The following is a 20,349-nucleotide window of genomic DNA, read 5'->3' as shown; positions in this document are numbered from 1 at the left end:
ATCTCATTCACGGGGTGTCGGCCGAAGCTACCTTGGAGGCATCCGCATGGATAAGAAGAAATCATGGCGCGCGGTCGCGGTGATCGCGGCGGCATCGGTCGCGGCAGCAGCACTAGCGGGAAGCGGCAGTCCGTTCGGGTATCCGGCACGGAACGCCGCTTCTTTGAATTGGTCCGAAAAAGCGGACCCTGAATGGCATGAAGCCGGGGCCGCGGCGCCGCAGCAGGCGGAGCGGGCATCCCTGCTCGATACGCCGACCGCAGCAGAGCTCGCCCGTGTCTACGACATCGTCATTGTCGGCGGCAGGGTGATTAATCCCGAGACGGGATTGGACCGTAGAGGCGTCAATGTCGCGGTCCAGGACGGGCATATCGCGCTCGTAACGGACCAGGCGGTCAAGGGGCGCCGGACGATCGATGCCGCCGGCCTGGTGGTCGCGCCGGGCTTCATCGACAACCTGTCCTACGATCCCAACCCGCGGGGCGTCTGGAATAAGATCGCGGACGGCGTCACGTCGAATATCGCCATGCACGGCGGCACGGACGTGCCGCGCAAGTGGTACCCTTACTACGAGCGCGCCGAGACGCCGCTGCATTACGGCGCCTCCTTCTTCTACACCAAGGCGCGCAACAAGCAAGGAATCGGGCTCTATACGTCCGCCGATGCCGCGCAGACGAAGCGGCTGGAGCACGAAGCGGAGCAAGCGCTCCAGGACGGCGTGCTCGGCATCTCGTTCAGCCTCGAGTACGTGCCGGGCATCGGAGCCTCCGAGGTTCTGCCGCTCATGCGGCTGGCCTACCAATACAATGTGCCCGTCTATTTCCACGCCAGATACTCCGACATGACCGAGCCGGGCACGAACATCGACGCCATGAACGAGATTATCGGCTATGCCAGGGAGACGGGCGCCTCCGTCCACGTGGACCATATCAACAGCACGGGCGGCACGTTCTCCATGAAGCAGTCGCTGGATATGCTGGCACAGGCGCGCGCGGAGGGGCTGGACATCACCGCTTGCACCTACCCATACGACTACTGGGGAACCTATCTGAACTCCGCGCGGTTCGACGAGGGCTGGCAGGAACGGTTCAAGATCACCTACAAGGACCTGCAGATCGCCGGCACTTCGGAGCGGTTGACGGAGACGACCTTCGGTACGTTCAAAAAGGAGGGCAAGCTCGCCGTCGCCTACGCCATCCCGGAGCAGGACATCGAGGATTCGCTGGCCGCGCCCTTCGTCATGATCGGCAGCGACGCGATCCTCGAGCCGGGCAACAACAATCATCCGCGCGCGTCGGGCACCTTCGCCCGGACCGTCGGCTTGTACGTTCGCGAGCATCATGTGATCTCGCTCATGGACGCCGTGGCGAAGATGTCGCTGATGCCCGCCCGGCGCTTGGAGCGGCAAGCGCCAGCCTTGCGGAAGAAGGGACGCATCGCGCGCGGCATGGACGCGGACATCGTGATCTTCGACTACGCGAAGATCGGAGACCGGTCGACGGTCGAACGGCCCGAGCTGCCCTCGGCCGGCATCCGGTACGTGCTCGTCGGCGGCAAGGTGGCGCTGGACGGCCAGGGGCTGCACAAAAACATCCGCGCCGGAGAGCCGATCCGCAGCGCGTTCGTCCGGGTCCCCGCAGACGGCGCGGGGACGCTGAAGCTGAAGCTGGCGGAGGCCCGGGACGGGATTAGAACGCAGGCGGGGCGGTCGCTGCCGGCGGTGTCCTACCGCGGCGAAGGGTACGCCGACGCACGCGTGCTGGAGGCGCTCGGCTACGCGCTGAGCTGGGACGGCCGCTCGCATACGCTGGTCGCCGAGTCTGTGGCTGCAGCGGGTGGGAGGCCCGCGGACGGCCCTCAGGCAGCCGCTGCGGGTGCTCGCGCGGCGTCTGCGGACGCCGGTACCCTTGCACTAGCGGCGCCGCGTCCGGGCGATCTCATGCTGGAGCGCGGACATCGGCTGGCATGGCCCGGCGGTCAGGCAGAGCTGCTGTCGATCGGCAGCGTAGAGTACGTACCGCTATCGGCGCTGAGGCGAATGGGCTGGGACGTGCAGGCGAGCGGGCCGCACGAATGGACCGTCGCTGCGCCTGTTTAATCGCTGCTGCCGATAGGGTGAGATGCAAGGCTGCTGCCGGCGGGATCGGGGCAGCCTTCTTCTGTTATGCCATGCGCTCCAGCGGCGCCGCATGCGTGCTAGACTAGCAAATGCCATTGCGGGAGCGGCGAGGTTATGTGCTATAATGGTGGATACAGCTTTAGCGCGAGATCATGCTTGCGGCAGCCGTCTGACAAGGATTTTTTCGGAGGAGGGACACGATTTGTCTTCAATCGATCAGAATCTGGATGTCGCCGGGAGAGCCCGGTCTATCGAATGGCTTAAGAGCGAAGTGCTGGACCAGGTATCCCGTCTCTTCAAGGCCATGTGGGAAGGCAGTACCGCAAGCATCACGGACAGTCTGTCCGGACTCATCGCGAGCGCCTATATTCTGGGCCGCCGGCTTGGCGTCTCCTACCGCGATCTCGACAAGGCCGTGGAAGACAAGCTAAGCCGGCTGAAGCAGGAAGGGCATCAGCTGGAGGATCAGTACCGGGACCTCTCGGCGCTGGAAGAACACATTCGCAAGAGGTGAATACCCGTTGAACACGGCCTTGAAGTCGCTGGCCTGGAGTGCCGTGGCGTTGCTGATGCTGCTCAGCGTCGCAACCCCGCTGAGCGTGATTACGATATTCTTGTTGATGACGCCGATGGTCGTGCTCTATACGATACTGCGTCCGGTTTCGTTTGCCATCCATATCGTCGTGATTGCCGCGTTGGCTTTTCTGATTCTTGGCAGTTCGGGCGCGCTTGCGCTGACATTCGGATTTTTCTTTCTCGTGCCCTCGATCGTCATGGGGCATTTATACAAGAAGCGGTTCGCCGCCAAGACGATCGTCACGGTGGCCTTCGTCATTTTGCTTGCGCAGCTGGTGACGGAGCTCACGCTGTTCTCCATTCAGTACGACATCGACTTCACCGCGCAGCTCGCTTCCTTTCTGGACCAGCGCATCCAGGAGCTGCAGGCCAGCCAGATGCTGACCGGGGACTGGACGGGGACCGCCCAAGCCATGGGGGAGGCCGTCGTGCGCGTCCTGCCGATGCTGCTCATGCTCTGCTCGTTCCTGCTGGCGATCGTCACGCATGGCATTTCCCGCAAGGTGCTGGCCTGGTCAGGCATCGTCGTACCCGGGCTTGCGCCGATGCGGGGCTGGATGCTGCCCAAGAGCACGGTGCTGCTGTACGTAATCGTGTGGATCATCCAGTTCTCCATGCCGGCCGGCAGCCCCAACTTCTGGGCGGTGGCTTCCGACAATGCCGTGCCCGTGCTGGATTTTCTGTTCCGCATCCAGGCGCTCGCCTTCTTCTTTTACCTGGCGCATCTGAAAAAGTGGCCCAATATCATACCGATTCTGATTGCGATACCGCTGTTTCTCATCACGCCCTTGTTTTTGATCGGACTACTGGATACGGCGTTTCCGCTGCGCCGTTATTTTGAGAAGAAGTAGGGGAGCGAAGCAGAATGCCCAAGTTTCTCGTTCAGCGGTGGCACGGCATGCACAATGTCTGGGCGCTCGCTCTCATCTTCCTGCTCACGGCCGCGCTGACTTGGTTCTATTGGCCGCTCGGTATCGTCGCCCTGGCGGCGGGCGGGGCCGTCGGCGTTTTTTCCCTGCTCGCGGAGCGGGCTTTCCGCAAGGAATGGAACGATTACGTGCTCACGCTGTCCTCCCGCATCCGGGGCGTCGGCACGGAGGTCGTGGGCGGCCTGCCCTTCGGCATTATTCTGTACAATGAAGACCGCGAGGTGGAGTGGCACAACGGCTTCATCTCCAAGATCATGGAGCGGACATCCGCGGTTGGCGTGCCGCTGCAGGAGCTGTTCCCCGGCATCCAGCAGGCTAAGGAGAGGGATAAGACGCTGGGCCGCTGGGAGACGACGCTGAACGGGCGAGTGTACGAGCTGATGTTCCGCCCGACGGAGCGCATGCTGTTCGTCACGGACGTAACCGAGCACTGGACCCTGGCGAAGCGGTACGAGGACGAGAAGCTCGCCATCGGCATCGTTATGATGGACAATCTCGAGGAAGTCGCCCAAGGCATGGACGAGCAGCAGCGGGCGCTGATGCTCTCCAAGGTGACGGGCGAGATCAACGAGTGGGCGCAGAAGTACGGCTTGTTCCTGCGGCGCCTGTCTTCGGACAAATATATGGTCATCGCGAACCAAGCGTCGCTCAAGCTGCTGGAGCAATCCCGCTTCGAGCTGCTGGACGAGGTGCGCGAGATCACGATGAACCTCAAGCTGCCGATGACGCTGTCCATCGGCTTCGCCTCCGGCGCGGAGAATATCGCGGAGCTCGGCCAGCTGGCGCAGGGCAGCCTCGATATCGCGCTCGGACGGGGCGGCGACCAGGCCGTGGTCAAGTTCGGCCAGCGGCAGAGCTTCTACGGCGGCAAGAGCAACGCCGTGGAGAAGCGCACCCGCGTACGCGCGCGCGTCATCGCGCATGCGCTGCGCGATCTGATGAAGGAGAGCGACCATATCATCATCATGGGCCATCGGATGCCCGATATGGACTCGATCGGCGCGGCCATCGGGGTGCTCAAGGCGGCGCAGCAGATCGGCAAGGAAGCCTTCATCGTGCTCGAAGGCGTGAATCCCGCGATACAGCGGATGATGCATATGCTCAAGGAAGACGAGAAGCTGATCCGCCGCTTTATCACGCCCGACCAGGCGTCCCAGCTGACCGGCAAGCGGTCGCTGGCGGTCGTCGTCGATACCCACCGGGCCTCGATGGTCGCCGAGCCCAAGCTGCTCCAGCAGACGGACCGGATAGTCATCATCGATCACCACAGGCGCAGCGAGGAATTTATCGAGGATGCGGTGCTCGTCTATATGGAGCCGTACGCATCCTCGACCTGCGAGCTCGTGACGGAGCTGCTGCAGTACATTCACGAGCGGATCGCGCTGGACGTGCGCGAAGCGACGGCGCTGCTCGCGGGCATTACCGTCGATACCAAGAGCTTCGCGATGCGGACCGGCTCGCGGACGTTCGAGGCGGCCTCGTTCCTCCGGCGCAACGGCGCGGATCCCGCGCTGATCCAGAAGATGCTCAAGGAAGACCTGGAGGAATATATCAAGAAGGCGGAGATCATCCGCAACGCGGAGACGTATCTGGACTACATCGCGATCGCGGTCGCCGACCCTGCGAAGCCGGTGCAGCAGCTGCTCATCGCGCAGTCTGCGGATACGCTGCTTAATATGACGGGCATCAAGGCGTCGTTCGTCATCGGCCAACGCCCGGACGGCTCGATCGGCATCAGCGCCCGCTCGCTCGGGCAAATGAACGTACAGGTCGTCATGGAGCGGCTCGGCGGCGGCGGCCATCTGACGAACGCGGCCTGTCAGTTGCAGGGTACCGTTCAGGAGGTAGCCGCGAGACTCAAGCAAGTATTAGACGATATTAACGGGGAAGAGGGGCTGTTCGAATGAAAGTAATATTCCTGCAAGACGTCAAGGGTCAAGGCAAGAAGGGGCAGGTCAAGGAAGTATCGGAAGGGTACGCGCGCAACTTCCTGCTGCCCAAGGGATATGTGCAGATCGCGACCGACGGCGCCAAGAAGACGCTCGATCAGATCCAGGCGTCCGTGGACAAGAAGAAGGTGCAGGAGAAGGAAGACGCAAAGGCGCTCGCTGCTAAACTGGGCGAGATGACCGTCGTCATCAAGGCGAAGGCCGGCGAGGGCGGCCGCTTGTTCGGCGCCATCACGAGCAAGCAGATCGCCGAAGCGCTGGAGAAGCAGAAGATCACGATCGACAAGCGCAAGATCGAGCTCGACGATCCGATCCGCACGCTCGGCGTCACCCAGGTGCCGCTCAAGCTGTATCCGGACGTCAAGGGTATGCTGAACGTGCAGGTCACGGAGGAGTGACGGCATGAGCGAACGGGGCGATCAACTGACGTTCGATCGCGTACCGCCCCAGAATCTCGAAGCGGAGCAGGCGGTGCTCGGCGCGATCCTGCTGGAGTCCGAAGCGCTCATCACGGCGATGGAGCGGCTGCATACCGAGGACTTCTACAGCGTCGCCCATCAGCGGATCTTCGAGGCGATGGTCGACCTGAACGAAGACAATCAGCCGATGGACCTCATTACGTTGACCTCGATGCTGCGCGACCGGGGCCAGCTCGAGGAGGTCGGCAGCGTATCCTACCTCGCCAAGCTCGCTAGCGCCGTGCCGACGGCGGCGAACGTCGATTACTATGCGCAGATCGTCGAGGAAAAGGCGATGCTGCGCCGGCTGATCCGCACGGCGACGCAGATCGTGTCCAGCGGCTACGCCTCCGAGGAGGATGTCGGCGCGCTGCTCAACGACGCCGAAGCGCGCATCATGGAGCTGTCCAACCGGCGCGCGGCGCATGGCTTCATCAGCATCCGCGACGTGCTCATGGACGTGTTCGAGCGGGTCGAGTTCCTGTTCAACCACAAGGGCGGCACCACGGGCATCCCGAGCGGGTTCATCGACTTGGACAAGATGACGTCGGGCTTCCAGCGCAACGACCTCATCATCGTGGCCGCCCGTCCTTCGGTCGGCAAGACCGCCTTCGCGCTTAATATCGCCCAGAACGTGGCGGTACGCGCGCAGGAGACGGTCGCGATCTTCAGTCTCGAGATGTCGGCCGCGCAGCTCGTCCAGCGTATGATCTGCGCGGAATCCAACGTAGACGCAGGGCGCATGCGGACCGGCTTCCTCGAAGGCGACGACTGGGAAAAGCTCTCGATGGCGATCGGCTCGCTGTCCGAGGCACAGGTATACATCGACGATACGCCGGGCATTACTGTAGCGGAGCTGCGGGCCAAGTGCCGCCGTCTCAAGAAGGAAAAGGGACTCGGCATGATCCTGATCGACTACCTGCAGCTGATCCAGGGCCGCGGCAAGGCCGGGGAAAACCGGCAGCAGGAGGTCTCCGAGATCTCGCGTACGCTCAAGCAGATCGCGCGCGAGCTCGAGGTGCCGGTCATCGCGCTGTCGCAGCTGTCGCGCGGCGTCGAGCAGCGGCAGGACAAGCGGCCGATGATGTCCGACCTTCGGGAGTCGGGCTCGATCGAGCAGGACGCCGACATCGTCGCGTTCCTGTACCGGGACGATTACTACAATCACGATACCGAGAAAAAGAACATCATCGAGATCATCATCGCCAAACAGCGTAACGGACCCGTCGGTACCGTCGAGCTCGTCTTCCTGAAGAACTTTAACAAGTTCGTCAGTCTGGACCGGGCTCACGGGGAAGCGATGGTCGGCAGCGCTTCCTAATGGCAAAAATCCGAACATTTCCGAACGATCGCGGACACCCCATCCGGATCGTTCGGTTTTTTTATTTGACTTGAACGCTTTAGCTTGCTAAACTAGACAATGCCGCGATAGCGGCCATTTGCCGTCCATCGGGGGAGAGGACTCTTCCCGGTGCGTTGTCGCGTGCGCTTAGGATTAGCGTTCCCGACATTCTCGCATTCGTGCGGGCGGCATTAATCATGCCGGCTGGCCCAGGCGCCAAGAGGCCGGATGGAGGGATTGCAATGTCTACAGTAGTCGTTGTAGGAACGCAGTGGGGAGACGAAGGCAAAGGCAAGATCACGGACTTCCTGGCGGAAAAGGCAGACGTCGTCGCCCGCTACCAGGGGGGCAACAATGCCGGACATACGATCCTCATTCAAAACAAAAAGTATAAGCTGACCATGATTCCTTCGGGCATTTTCAACGAAAATAAGGTATGCGTCATCGGCAACGGCATGGTCATCAACCCGGCCGCGCTGGTGGAAGAGCTCCAATATATCCGCGATAACGGGTTCCGCACGGACAACCTGCGCATCAGCGACCGCGCGCACGTCATCATGCCGTACCACCTCATCCTCGACGGACTCGAAGAAGACCGCAAGGCCGACAACAAGATCGGCACGACGCGCAAGGGCATCGGCCCGTGCTACATGGACAAGGCCGCGCGCAACGGTATCCGCATCGCCGATCTGATGGATCCCGAGGAGTTCACGGCCAAGACGCGCCGCCTCGTGGAGGAGAAGAACCAGGTCATCGCGCAGATGTACGGCGGGGAGAAGCTGGATGCCGAACAGATCATCGCCGACTATCTGAGGCTCGCCGAGATTCTTCGCCCGCATGTGACCGACACGTCCGTCGTGCTGAACGACGCGATCGACGCCGGTCAGAAGGTGCTGTTCGAGGGCGCGCAGGGCGTCATGCTCGACCTCGACCAAGGCACGTATCCGTTCGTGACGAGCTCCAATCCGTCCGCGGGCGGCGTCTGCATCGGCTCCGGCGTCGGTCCTTCCAAGATCCAGCAGGTCATCGGCGTCGCCAAGGCGTACACGACCCGCGTCGGCGACGGTCCGTTCCCGACCGAGCTGCATGACGATCTCGGCCAGTGGATCCGCGACAAAGGCCACGAGTACGGCACCGTCACGGGCCGTCCGCGCCGCGTCGGCTGGTTCGACAGCGTCGTCGTCAGACACGCCCGCCGCGTGAGCGGCATCACCGGCCTGTCGCTCAACTCGCTCGACGTACTGAGCGGCCTGGAGACCATCAAGATCTGTACCGCCTACAACTACCGCGGCCAGCTCATCGAGCATTACCCGGCCAACCTCAAGATGCTCGCCGAGTGCGAAGCCGTCTACGAGGAGCTGCCGGGCTGGAGCGAAGACATCACCGGCGCCAAGACGCTGGCGGATCTGCCGGAGAACACGCGCCGCTACGTGGAGCGCGTATCCGAGCTGACCGGCATCCCGATCGCGATCTTCTCCGTCGGCCGCAACCGCGAGCAGACGAACCAGGTTGCCGAGATTTACGCCTAACCTAACGCTTCGATCATATGGGTAGCAGGCAGGCGATAGCCTGCCCGGCTCATAAGCTCTCTTGCCGTCCTTCGGGTCGGCGGGGAGCTTTTTTTATCGCCGGGTGATTGCAGGAAGCTTATGCCAATTGTATAATGTGTACTAGTTAAAGTGGTACACATGATGTGAAGACACCGAGTGGTACACCTAAGGAGTTGACCCGCTTGTCCCATGATACGCATCGATGAGAGGAGTCCGACGCCGATCTACGAGCAGATCGTGCAGCGCTTCAAGGAGCTGATCGCCAAGGGCGCGCTCACGGAGGGGGACCGCATCCCCTCGGTCCGGGAGCTGTCCGCGACGCTGCTCGTGAATCACAACACCGTAGCCAAGTCCTATCAGGAGCTCGAGCGACAAGGCGTGATCGTATCGCAGCGAGGCAAGGGAGCATTCGTAGCGAGGGCCGCGGAGGAGCGGGGCATGGAGCGGGAGCGGCTGCTGCGGCTGCGCGCCGAGCTGCGCCGCATCGCGGTCGAGGCGCATCATCTGGGCATCGATAGCGACCGGCTGCAAGCATGGCTGCTGGAAGACATGCGGGAATATGGGAGGGATCGGCATGCTGGCGGTGCGCCATCTAAGCAAGAAGATTGACGGCAAGGCGGTGCTGGCGGACGTCAGCTTCGAGCTCGGAGAGGGCCGGGTAGCCGGCTTGATCGGACGCAACGGCGCGGGCAAAACGACGCTGCTCAAGGTGATGTCCGGCATTCTCGACCCGGACGGCGGCGAGGTGTTGTTCGAAGGCCGATCTATTCATTGGGAGCCTGAGGTTAAGCGGGAGCTGGTATTCATCCCGGACACGCCCGAGGCCTGGTATGGGTACACGGGCTGGGGGGCGGCCTACATGTTCGGCCAGATCTATCCGCGCTTCAATCCCGTCTATTTCAGGGATACGATGAACCGGTTCGGTCTACCGCTCGACCGCAACATCCGTCAGTTCTCCAAGGGCATGCGGATGATGTTCAGCACGGCGCTGGGCCTGTCCACGCGCGCGAAGCTCGTGCTGCTGGACGAGCCGACCAACGGGATCGACCCCATTGCCAAAAAACAGGTGCTGACCCTGCTCATGGAAGCCGCCGCGGACGGCATGTCGCTCATTATCTCGTCGCATCTGCTGGAGGAGCTGGAGCGGATGACCGACGCGATCCTCCTCATGCGATCGGGCGGCGTGGAGACGCATGCGTCGGAGGGCGTCGCCGACGGCATCGTGACGAAGCTGCAGGTCGTCTTCGCGGGAGAGGCGCCCGAAGCGTGGCTGCGCTCCCCCGACGTGCGCGTGCTCGATCATATCGGCCGCGTGTACACGCTGCTGCTGAACGCAGCTCCGGGCAGTGCCGCCGCCGGCGAGTTAGTCGCCATGCAGCCCATGCTGATGGAGCCATTGCCGGTCCGGCTGGAGGATCTGTACGTGTGGAAGCTGGGAGGTGAACCGCATGAAGGGTAATGCATGGTTTAAAGGAATGCGTCCGCTCCTCGGCCGAGAATATGCGCAGGCTCGGCTGTTCGTTTTCGCAGTGCCGATCGTGCACTTCCTGACGCTGGGCATGACTCGGATGAACCAATGGTTCTGGAGCGACCTGGACACGAATCTCCAGAACAGGCTGGAGGATCATGCGTTCTCGCACGGCGATCTGTACAGGTACGTGTATGATTCGGGCTCGCACGAGGTCGTCGGCCGATTCTGGCTGCTGCTGGCGGCCTTCGTGCTCGCGCTCGTCCAGATCGGCGTCGAGCGGCGCAACGGCTCGCAGGAGCTGCTATTCTCAATGCCTTACTCGCGCAACCGGATCTATTTTAGCAAGTGGCTGCTCGGCGCGCTGCTCTTCACGGGCTCGCTGCTGGCGAACACGCTTGTCGACGCCATCGTGCTGGCGGCCTCGCCCGCCTCGGATTATTTCCGCGCAGATTACTTCGCCGTACAATTCGGATACTCGCTGCTCGTAGTGCTGGCCGGTTATTCCTGCGCGCTCCTCGTGGGATCGTTCACGGGCAGCGTAGCGTCGCAGACCGTGCTGACCTGGGTGCTGGTCGCGCTACCGATCGTGTTCGTCGAGCTGCTGGATTATTCGCTGCGCGCCCACGGCATTTACCTCGAGCGGCACGGGGAATTATACGATTCCTATACGCATGTCCTATGGGGGGACCGGATACAGGATTGGTTGAACTTTTTCGGCTATGCGTCCGCGGAGTACCTGGCGATCTCTTGGGCCAAGGCGCTTGCTCTGCTAGCCCTCCTGATCGCGAGTCTAGCCCTGGGGCTGCTCGCCTACAGCCGCAATCCGACGGAGAACAACGGCAAGCTGATGGTCTTCAAGCGCGGCGAGACGGTGCTGCGTTACGGCTTCGTCCTGTGCGCTTCCATGGTGGCGGGGCTGCTCGGCACCGAGCTCCTCAGGCTGAGCGGGGGCGAGCAGGTCGGCTACGACATCGGCTTCGTAATCGGCTGCGTGCTGAGCGCGCTAGGCATTCGCAAGCTGCTCCGCCTGCGCTTCAAGTATTAGCGGCAGGATGTTGCAAGTAGATGAGGATCGTATGCAATGCGCTTGGCGCTCGGACGAGTTAGTGCCCATATGCGCTTAACTCCAGTGCAGGCAGCGTCGCGTGGGCGAGATAGTGCCCATATGCGCTTAACTCCGGCCGCAGGCAGCGTCGCGCGGGCACGATAGTGCCCGTATGCACTTAACTCCGGCCGCGGGCAGCGTCGCGCGGGCACGATAGTGCCCATATGCGCTTAACTCCGGCCGAAGGCAGCGTCGCGCGGGCACGAAGTGCCCGTATGCACTTTACTCCGGCCAAAGGCAGAGTCGCGCGTGTGCGATAGTGCCCATATGTACTTATCTCCGGCCGCGGGCAGCGTCGCACGTGCAGATTAGCCGGCTCCTGCTCGAAGGGGAAACATCGCCCGTATGCCTCGCAAGCCTATTAAATATTTATACGCCGCCGAATGCCGCTCCTCCCGGTTGCCCATACTGATGCTATGAATCTTCATAGAGTTGGAGGGCGCATCATGTGGAAATGGATCGGGTGGGCGGCCCAGCTGGTCGCGATGGCGCTGCTGGTGAGCTTCCTGAGCATCTGGACGACGGGGTACATCGTGACGAGCTACGTGCAGACGGCACTGAAGGGTTATGGCATCACGCTGGACGAGCAGCCGTTCGCGATGAGCGGGGTATGGGGGAAAATGTGGGGCGCGGACGGAGCGAATACCGCCGCCGACAAGGAGTCGGAGTCCGCGGCAGACGAGGAAGATGCAGACGCAGCGGATCAACCCGCGGCGTCCCCCGAACCGACGGCCACGCCGGATACGGCGACAGGAGCCGGCGGCGAAGCGCCGTCCCCTCCGTCGGGCGGGGACGCGGAGAGCGCGCCGTCCCCCGAGCCTGCGCCTGCGCCGACGGGTTCGGAGACGGAAGGACAAGCTGCGGTCTCGCCCGATGATACGAGCGGCGGGATCCCGTCCGACGATGGCTCTGCGCCCGTATGGAACGGCGAAGAGGGCGCCCCGGGCGCCTCGGGTTTAACGGACGAGGAGAAGCAGCAGATCTACTCCGTCGTCGTGAGCAAGCTGTCGAGCGAGCAGCTGAGCCAGCTGACCGACCTGATTCGCAACGGCTTGACGGACGTCAAGGTGCCGCAGATGGAGTCGCTGCTGCGGCCTGTTCTAAGCGACGAGGAGTATGCGACGATGATGGAGGCGCTGGGCGTTCCGTCGCCGCAGTAAGCCGTATATGAGAGAATTCTAAGCGCCGTTACATTGATAGCCCGACAGACGCTATGCTACAGTGTTTAAGATGTCGTTTACGCAGCGGCAATCTTTAATCCTATTACATAGCGATCCAAGGAGTCATTTATGAATAACGGCAATAGGAGCAACCGAATCGCAGCAGCCGTCAAAGGGGCGGCGGTCTGGATCAGGCAACGGGCGGGCCGCAAGACGGCCATCGCCGTATGCGCGGCCGTCGTCGCGGCGGGCGGAGGCACGGTACTGGTCAAGCAGCATATCGAAGCCCATACGTTGTCCTATACGGAAGTATGGATCGGCGGACGGCATGTCGGGGATGTCAGCGACCGCAGCGTCGTGGAGACGAGCGTCGCCGCGAAGGCAGCCGCGCTGGCGCAAGCGGGCAGCGAGGTGCTGTACGAGCTGGACGAAGGTCAAGTGACGTACAAGGACGCGGAGGCGTACGGCAAGAAGCTGGACGATGCGGCGGTCGCGGCCCAGGTGGGCGGCATGCTGAAGACGCATCCGACCGGCGTACGGCTCGTGGTCGACGGCAAGGCTATCGCGGTCGTGCGGGACCCAGAGACGGCGGAGCGGGTGCTGCAGCAGGTGAAGGCGCACTACGCGCCGGTCAAGGCAGCGGCGAAGAAGACGACGGCCAAGGAAGTGCGGTCGCTCTCCTTCGGAACACAAGCGGCCTCGGCCACCGGCGCAGACAAGACGCAGGCGGCTCCAGCAGCCGACGACAGCGCGACCTTCGAGGAGGCGGTGTCGATCGCGGCGCCGACAGCGGTCGAGGCCGGCCAGATTGAAGACGACGCAGCCCTCGTCAAGCGGCTGATCGCAGGACATACCGTGCAGCGTATCTACACGGTGAAGGCGGGCGACTGCATCGGCTGCATCGCGGACGCGCAGCAGGTGTCCGAGGACGTTATTTACCAGAACAATCCCTGGATCAAGGACGATAAGATCAAGATCGGCGATCAGTTGAACCTGACCGTCCAGGAGCCGCTCCTGAACGTCCGCTCCGAGGAGACGGTGACGCAGACGGAGACGATCGAAGCGACGCTCGAGATCCGCAAGACGGACGAGCTCAAGGCGGGCAAGTCCAAGATCGTCAGACCCGGCGCCGACGGCAAGCGGATCGTCACCTACAAGCTGCTCCGCCGCAACGGGCTTATCGTCGAGGAGGAGCGGGTGTCCGCGAAGGTCGTGACGCCGGCACTCTCGACGGTCGTGCTGAAGGGCACCAAGGTGACGCCGAGCGAGGGATCGGGCCGATTCATATGGCCGGTATCCGGCCACAGAATCACCAGCTACTACGGCAAGCGCTGGGGCCGCCTGCACAAGGGCTTCGACATGGTCGGCAGCAGCAGCGTCAAGGCCGCGGACAACGGCGTCGTCGAGCTTGCGGACGACAGCATGAGCGGTTACGGCAACGCCATCGTCATCAATCATAACAACGGCTACAAGACGCTCTACGGCCATCTCAGCAAGATCGACGTGAAGGTCGGGCAGGTCATCGAGCAGGGCGAAGCCATCGGCGTCATGGGCAACACCGGCCATTCCTTCGGCACTCATCTTCATTTCGAGATCTACTTAAACGGCAAGCTTAAGAATCCCGCGGATTATTTGTAAACATTTACCCATGCCTACACCCTCTGAAACGCGGTTTCGGAGGGTGTTCTTTGTTGGGCTGCAACCTCGGGTATGTTAAAATAAGGCTACTAGAGCCGCGTGAACGGAGAGATCCGGGGCGGCGGGACAGGAATACGGGGGGCCAGCGCATGCCGGGCAAAATTCTGGTCGTGGACGACGAGCGGCCGATCGCCGATATATTGAAGTTCAACCTGGAGAAAGAGGGCTACGAGGTCATCTGCGCCTTCGACGGCGGAGAGGCCGTAGAGCTTGCGTTCGAGCACGATCCGGACCTCATCCTCCTCGACCTGATGCTGCCGGTCAAGGACGGAATGGACGTATGCCGCGAGGTGCGCAGCCGGCTGTCCACGCCGATCATCATGCTGACGGCCAAGGATACCGAGCTGGACAAGGTGCTGGGTCTCGAGCTCGGCGCGGATGACTACGTTACCAAGCCGTTCGGCACGCGCGAGTTGCTCGCGCGGGTCAAGGCCCATCTGCGCCGCCAACGCAAGCTGGACGAGCCCCGCGCGGGTGCGTCGGGCGGCGAGCAGGAGGCCGAGCCGGAACGGCAGGGCCTGAAGCTGTTCAATCTGTTCATCGATACGGATATGTACGTCGTCTACAAGAACGGCCAGCCGCTGGACCTCACGCATCGCGAGTTCGAGCTCGTGCACTACCTGGCGCGCAACAGCGGCAAGGTCATGACGCGGGAGCATCTGCTCCAGGCGGTGTGGGGCTTCGAGTACTTCGGCGACGTGCGGACGGTGGACGTGACGATCCGCCGGCTGCGGGAGAAGCTTGAGGACGATCCGAGCAAGCCTGAGCTGATCATGACCCGGAGGGGTCTCGGTTACCTGATGCGCAGTCCCAAGATGGCGGGCGGGTACGGGGGATGAAGCTGTTCGCGCCGCTGCGCACGATTCAGGCCAAGCTGATCGTGATGGTGCTGCTCCTTATCCTCATCGCGGTGCAGCTCATCGGCGTCTACTTTATCAGCACGATGAAGAAGTCGCTCATCGACAACTTCACGTCCAACATCAACTCGCAGGCGCAGCTGCTGACCGTGATGCTCGGATCCGGCGAATTCGCCAAGCAGGACGGCGAGGGCAACCGGTCCGAAGAAGCGATCGAGTCGCTCAAGCAGCTGGTCGGCAACCTTTTCAGCCAGAACGGCATGGAGACGCAGGTGCTCGATGCCAGCGGGCGCGTGCTCTCGACGTCCGACGAGTCGCATCAGAACTACATCGGCCGCAAGAATACATCGCTCCTGGTCAGCCGCGCGCTCCAGGGCATCAGCGACAATACCGGCGAGCTGATCGACGAAGATCGCGTCCGAAAGAAGGTCATCGCCAAGCCCATCTTGAGCGGGGACAAGGTCATCGGCGCCGTCTACGTCGTCGCTTCCATGTCCGAGCTGTACGGTACGGTGGAGCGGATCAACCGGATATTCGTCTCGGGCATGCTGCTCGCGCTGGGTCTGACGGCGGTGCTCGGCATTCTGCTGTCGGGGACGATCACGTCTCCGATCAAGGCGCTCACGCTGCAGGTGACGGCCGTGGCCGAGGGGCGCTTCGACGAGCGCGTGCCGATCCTGGGCAACGACGAGATCGGGCAGCTCAGCGCGGCGTTCAACGAGATGACCGAGCGGCTCAGCGAGGCGCTCTCCATCAACGAGGAGGAGAACGAGAAGCTCTCGTCCATCCTCTCGAACATGAACGACGGCGTGCTCGCCACCGACGAGATCGGGCGGGTCATCGTCGCCAACCGCCGCGCCCGGGCGATGCTCGGGCAGGAGACCGTCGAGGGGATGACCCTGTCCGAGTGTCTGGCCATCGACAAGGCCGCCATCGCAGGCACGCTCGAGGGCAAGGTGTCGACGCGCCTGATCTCGCGCATGCAGGGCGCGGACGAGGAGGAGCTCGTCTTCCGCGCGTCGCTCACGCCGATCCGCCGCCGGGACAAGGGCGTCGTGGGCGTGATCGCCGTGCTGCACGACGTCACCGAGGCCGAGAAGCTCGACAATTCGCGGCGCGAATTCGTCGCGAACGTCTCGCACGAGCTGCGCACGCCGCTCACGACGATCAAGAGCTACACCGAGGCGCTCGACGACGGCGCGCTGGCCGAGCCGCCGCTCGCGGAGCGCTTCGTCGGCGTCATCCGCAGCGAGACGGAGCGCATGATCCGTCTCGTCAACGACCTTCTGCATCTGTCGCGCTTCGATTCCAAGCAGGCGCAGCTGCGGCGCCAGATGACCGATGTCGGCGAGATGATGGAGGACGTCGTCGACCGCTTCTCGCTGCAGCTGCGTCAGAAGGCGATCACGGTCAAGGTCCAGGTCGATCCGAGCCTCGCCAAGGTATGGCTTGACCGCGACGGCATCGACCAGGTGCTCGATAATATCGTTTCCAACGCGATCAAGTACACTTTAGACGGCGGCTCGGTACGCCTGACCGCGGGGCCGAACGAGTCGGGCCAGCTCTCCATCTCCGTGCGCGACACGGGCATCGGCATTCCCAAGAAGGATCTGGCGCATATTTTCGACCGCTTCTATCGGGTGGACAAGGCTCGCTCGCGCAATATGGGCGGAACTGGCCTAGGCCTGTCGATTGCCCGGGAAATCGTCCGCGCCAACGGAGGCGGCATCCTCCTCGATTCCGAGCCGGGGACGGGCACGACCGTAACGGTCACGCTGCCGTTGGTGCAGGAAGGAAGTGAGTACGCGTGATCGATAAAGTCAAATCCATCGCGCTCGCGCTGCTCGTCGCCGTCAGTCTCGTCCAGAGCTACTTCCTGGCCTACAGCATGCCGAACCTGGAGACGCAGGTGAAGACCGAGCAGGATTACGTCAAGACCGAGGAGCTCGGCCCGGAGGAGAAGGTCGAGAACCTGCTGTTCCCCGAAGCGCTCGTCATTCATATGGGGCAGGACAAGCACACCGTGTTCTACCCGCACGACACTTTCTACAGGATGGTCCTCGATAAGCTGTCCAGCCGCGAGTTCAAGGGCTTCCAGCGGGCGGAGGAGAGCGTCATCGACTGGGAACAGGTGCGCCGGCAGGACGAGGGCATCGAGATCCGCTTCGGACGCGACATTCCCTTCTCCATGCTGCAGCGGGCGTTCAAGGGCATCGACGGGGAGCCCCTGCTGTCCGCCGGAGCGGCGGACCGGATCTGGATCTTCGCGCGGCCCGACAGCGGCGAGGTGCGCAGCTTCTTCCTGAACGCGGACGGCACCGAGGTCTACGAGGCCGCCCAGGTCGATCTGACCGCGCAGGACGTCGAACAGAGCGTCGGCTTCGGCCAATACTGGAAGCCGTTCAGCTACTGGGCCAACGGCGTCTACGTGCCGGACCAGGCGCTCGCGCTGAGCCGCGTCGAGCTGAGCTTCACCAAGTACACGGCCGACCAGATGCAGCGCAACCTGTTCATCGATCCGACGACGACGAAAATGATCCAGGACAGCCAGGACGGCGCGCAGATCTATACCGATACCAAGCGAGGTCTTAAGGTCGAGCAAGGCGGCGGCTGGCTGTCGTACAAGGACCCGGTCGCGCGGGCCGAGGGACGGGACGATCCCGCCGAGAACATCACGTCGGCCGTCCAGTTCGTCAATCAGCACGGCGGGTGGAACGGCGAGTTCCGCTTGACGCAGGCGCCGGGTCTGGCCGCGGGAGACGACGCCGACCCGTCGGTCCGGTTCCAGCAATATTACGCCGACGTGCCGCTCGTTTCGGCCGGCGAATTCCGGTTCGGATACATGCAGCTCACGGTGCAGCAGGGCGTCGTCAGCTCCTATGAGCGATCCCTGCTCGTACTCGGGGACAAGGTGGGCACGGCGCAGCCCTACAGCCTGATTTCGGGCAACCAGCTGCTGTCCAATATCCGCCTGGCGGCCGAAGGCCTGCAGGTCGAATCGCTTTTCCCCGCCTACCGCACGACATTGAACCGGGACAAGCTGGTCCTCGAGCCGGTATGGGCGGTACGCCTGGCGAATGGCGAGATTCGCTTCGCGGGCTGACGCGTTTTAAGCGGCAGCGAATAACCAAAGGAAGGGGGAGCGCCAGTGGACTGGGGAAGAGCGAAGACGGTGCTCATTTTCGCTTTTTTCGCGCTGAACATCGTGCTCGGTTACCAGCTGTGGCTGGAATGGCGGGAGAGAATCGACTCCACGGTCGACTGGACCTCCCTGCCGGCGGAGGCGAGGCAGCTCATGCAGGAGAAAAATATCCGCATCGAGGCCAAGATTCCGACGGATACGCCGAGCCTGCGCGACATTACGTACAAGCAGCAGGTTCCGTCCGGTACCGGAGGCGAAGCGCGTATCGCGATCGAGCCGCCGCGGGAGACGCGGATCGTGTTCAACAACAAAGAGCTGCAGCAAGCGCTCGGAGACGTCATTCCGGAACTGGCGCGCTACGAATTCGACTATTACGGCAGCGGCCTGGAGGACCAATACGCCTTCAACCGCATCGTAGAGGGCCTGCCTCTCTTCGACGCGAAGCTGATCTTATACTTCAGCGAGCAGAAGATCCAGGGCTATCGCCAGGATCTCATCGAGACGCTGCCTTCCGAGGGCGGGCCTGACCAGAAGGTGCTGCCCGCGACGCAGGCGCTCACGAGCCTGATCGTGAAGAAGTACTTGCCGGCAGGCGCGGCGGTGAAGGACGTGCAGCTCGGCTATCATGGACAAGGCATTTTCAACTCGGATACGCAGGTGGCCGCGCCTTCCTGGCGCGTCCTGCTCGAGGACGGGGGCGCGTTCTACGTCAACGCCGCCAGCGGCGAAGTGTCGACGGACAAGGAATCCTCGCTCGAGCCGCTGGCGGAGCCCTGACCGATACGGATCGGATATGAAGTAATTAACGCTAGCGGGCGTTAATCTGCTAGAATAAAATATAAAGCGCGACTATAAAATCCCTAGAGACATATAGCCTTGCCGGAGAGAAGAGAGAAGGGAAACAAAGCTTATGGGACTTCGCTTCACAGTGCTGTCCAGCGGATCGACGGGCAATGCGACCGTCGTATCCTCGAGCGCGGCGACGGTATTGATCGACGCCGGCCTTAGCGGCAAAAAAATCGAATCGCTCATGCAGGAGCGCGAAGTGTCGGGCAGCGAGCTCGACGCCATCTTCGTGACGCACGAGCATTCTGATCATATTAAGGGCTTGGGCGCGTTCGCGCGCAAGTACAACCTGCCCGTCTACGCCAACGAGAAGACCTGGGGCGCCATGCACAAGCACGTCGGGGAACTGCCCGACGAACAGCGCAAGGTGCTGCCGACCGGCGGCGTCATGGAGCTGTTCGACCTGCGGATCGAGTCGTACGCGATCTCGCACGACGCGGAGGAGCCCGTAGGCTACTGCTTCCGCTCCGACGGCGTGAAGCTGACGCTGGCCACCGATCTCGGATATGTCAGCGACAAGGTCATGAGCCAGCTGCTGGAGTCCGACGTGCTCGTGCTCGAGTCGAACCACGATATCAACATGCTCCGCATGGGCCGGTACCCCTGGAACATCAAGCGGCGTATCCTCGGCGACATGGGCCATCTGTCCAACGAGGCGGCGGGCGATACGCTCTGCCGGCTCGTATCCGAGGGCCGCACGAAGCGGGTGTATCTTGCCCATCTGAGCCAGGAGCACAATTTGATGGATTTGGCGAAGCTTACGGTGAATACCGTATTAGAGGATAACGGCGTCTTCTACCAGAAGCACGAGTTCTCCCTGTGCGATACGTACGCGGATCGGCCGACGCCTTGGGATCTCGTGAAGGCGTAGCGCAGGGTGCGCGTCAGAGCAGATGGCGGTCGAGCTCTTCTTCCATTTCCTCCGATTTAAGACGGAGCTCCTCCGCCGTGACGATGCCTTTGTCGACCAGCACCTCGATCAGGGTGGTGAGCGCCAGCAGCTGGCGGTAGCGGTCGTCCTTCAGGTCGGCGAGCTGCGCCGCGAAGTCTACGAACGACCAGTGGGGAGACGTGGGCTTCATAGGGTGTCCTCCTTGCATGACCATTTGGATTTGTCGTAGGATGGTTGCCAGGGTTCTGTAAATCT

Annotated in this window: 18 protein-coding genes; 17 read left to right on the top strand and 1 reads right to left on the bottom strand. The window is 62.5% G+C overall.

What is annotated here, in order from left to right:
• Positions 1-46: 46 nt before the first annotated feature.
• The 17 genes from PQG80_RS10025 to PQG80_RS09945 all read left to right on the top strand — a co-directional run bounded on the left by PQG80_RS10025 (position 47) and on the right by PQG80_RS09945 (position 20,073).
• Positions 47-2,098, top strand: coding sequence for an amidohydrolase family protein (locus PQG80_RS10025; RefSeq protein ID WP_271751158.1), 2,052 nt, complete (start codon positions 47-49; stop codon positions 2,096-2,098).
• Positions 2,099-2,330: 232 nt separating this feature from the next.
• Complete coding sequence (locus PQG80_RS10020; protein ID WP_271751197.1) at positions 2,331-2,633, top strand: MazG-like family protein; 303 nt, start codon at positions 2,331-2,333, stop codon at positions 2,631-2,633.
• 7 nt (positions 2,634-2,640) lie between these two features.
• Entirely contained in the window at positions 2,641-3,546 is a 906-nt protein-coding gene (locus PQG80_RS10015; protein WP_271751157.1) for a DUF2232 domain-containing protein, read from the top strand.
• A 14-nt stretch (positions 3,547-3,560) separates the two neighbouring features.
• On the top strand, positions 3,561-5,531 hold the full coding sequence (locus tag PQG80_RS10010) for a DHH family phosphoesterase (protein WP_271751156.1): 1,971 nt from the start codon (positions 3,561-3,563) through the stop codon (positions 5,529-5,531).
• Positions 5,528-5,971, top strand: a complete 444-nt coding sequence (gene rplI, locus PQG80_RS10005; protein ID WP_271751155.1) for a 50S ribosomal protein L9 — start codon at positions 5,528-5,530, stop codon at positions 5,969-5,971. The genes PQG80_RS10010 and rplI overlap by 4 nt, the downstream gene beginning before the upstream one ends.
• Positions 5,972-5,975: 4 nt before the next feature.
• Entirely contained in the window at positions 5,976-7,352 is a 1,377-nt protein-coding gene (gene dnaB / locus PQG80_RS10000) for a replicative DNA helicase (protein WP_271751154.1), read from the top strand.
• A gap of 263 nt (positions 7,353-7,615) precedes the next feature.
• A complete protein-coding gene (locus PQG80_RS09995; RefSeq protein ID WP_271751153.1) occupies positions 7,616-8,902 on the top strand; it encodes an adenylosuccinate synthase in 1,287 nt (428 codons plus the stop codon).
• A 210-nt stretch (positions 8,903-9,112) separates the two neighbouring features.
• A complete protein-coding gene (locus tag PQG80_RS09990) occupies positions 9,113-9,532 on the top strand; it encodes a GntR family transcriptional regulator (protein WP_271751152.1) in 420 nt (139 codons plus the stop codon).
• Complete coding sequence (locus tag PQG80_RS09985) at positions 9,498-10,382, top strand: ABC transporter ATP-binding protein (RefSeq protein WP_271751151.1); 885 nt, start codon at positions 9,498-9,500, stop codon at positions 10,380-10,382. The genes PQG80_RS09990 and PQG80_RS09985 overlap by 35 nt, the downstream gene beginning before the upstream one ends.
• The gene (locus PQG80_RS09980; RefSeq protein ID WP_271751150.1) at positions 10,372-11,439 is read left to right on the top strand and encodes an ABC transporter permease subunit; all 1,068 of its coding nucleotides are present in this window, start codon (positions 10,372-10,374) and stop codon (positions 11,437-11,439) included. The genes PQG80_RS09985 and PQG80_RS09980 overlap by 11 nt, the downstream gene beginning before the upstream one ends.
• A gap of 506 nt (positions 11,440-11,945) precedes the next feature.
• Positions 11,946-12,659: a hypothetical protein gene (locus PQG80_RS09975; RefSeq protein WP_271751149.1), complete on the top strand. Its 714-nt coding sequence runs from the start codon at positions 11,946-11,948 to the stop codon at positions 12,657-12,659.
• A 129-nt stretch (positions 12,660-12,788) separates the two neighbouring features.
• The gene (locus tag PQG80_RS09970) at positions 12,789-14,297 is read left to right on the top strand and encodes a M23 family metallopeptidase (RefSeq protein WP_271751148.1); all 1,509 of its coding nucleotides are present in this window, start codon (positions 12,789-12,791) and stop codon (positions 14,295-14,297) included.
• A 149-nt stretch (positions 14,298-14,446) separates the two neighbouring features.
• Complete coding sequence (gene yycF / locus PQG80_RS09965) at positions 14,447-15,196, top strand: response regulator YycF (protein WP_271751147.1); 750 nt, start codon at positions 14,447-14,449, stop codon at positions 15,194-15,196.
• Entirely contained in the window at positions 15,193-17,025 is a 1,833-nt protein-coding gene (gene walK / locus PQG80_RS09960; protein WP_271751146.1) for a cell wall metabolism sensor histidine kinase WalK, read from the top strand. The genes yycF and walK overlap by 4 nt, the downstream gene beginning before the upstream one ends.
• Positions 17,022-18,317 carry a YycH family regulatory protein gene (locus tag PQG80_RS09955; RefSeq protein WP_271751145.1) on the top strand — a complete coding sequence of 432 codons (1,296 nt, stop codon included), beginning with the start codon at positions 17,022-17,024 and terminating at the stop codon, positions 18,315-18,317. The genes walK and PQG80_RS09955 overlap by 4 nt, the downstream gene beginning before the upstream one ends.
• A gap of 45 nt (positions 18,318-18,362) precedes the next feature.
• Complete coding sequence (gene yycI, locus PQG80_RS09950) at positions 18,363-19,133, top strand: two-component system regulatory protein YycI (RefSeq protein WP_271751144.1); 771 nt, start codon at positions 18,363-18,365, stop codon at positions 19,131-19,133.
• A gap of 133 nt (positions 19,134-19,266) precedes the next feature.
• Positions 19,267-20,073: an MBL fold metallo-hydrolase gene (locus tag PQG80_RS09945; RefSeq protein ID WP_271751143.1), complete on the top strand. Its 807-nt coding sequence runs from the start codon at positions 19,267-19,269 to the stop codon at positions 20,071-20,073.
• 13 nt (positions 20,074-20,086) lie between these two features.
• Here the strand turns inward: PQG80_RS09945 and PQG80_RS09940 are convergent, their stop codons facing one another.
• On the bottom strand, positions 20,087-20,284 hold the full coding sequence (locus PQG80_RS09940) for a hypothetical protein (protein ID WP_271751142.1): 198 nt from the start codon (positions 20,282-20,284) through the stop codon (positions 20,087-20,089).
• Positions 20,285-20,349 lie beyond the last annotated feature (65 nt).

The sequence above is a fragment of the Cohnella rhizoplanae genome (assembly GCF_948329515.1).
Taxonomy (GTDB): Bacteria; Bacillota; Bacilli; order Paenibacillales; family Paenibacillaceae; genus Cohnella; species Cohnella rhizoplanae.
Note: the sequence above shows the minus strand (reverse complement) of the source record. Positions and strands in the feature narration are given on the sequence as shown.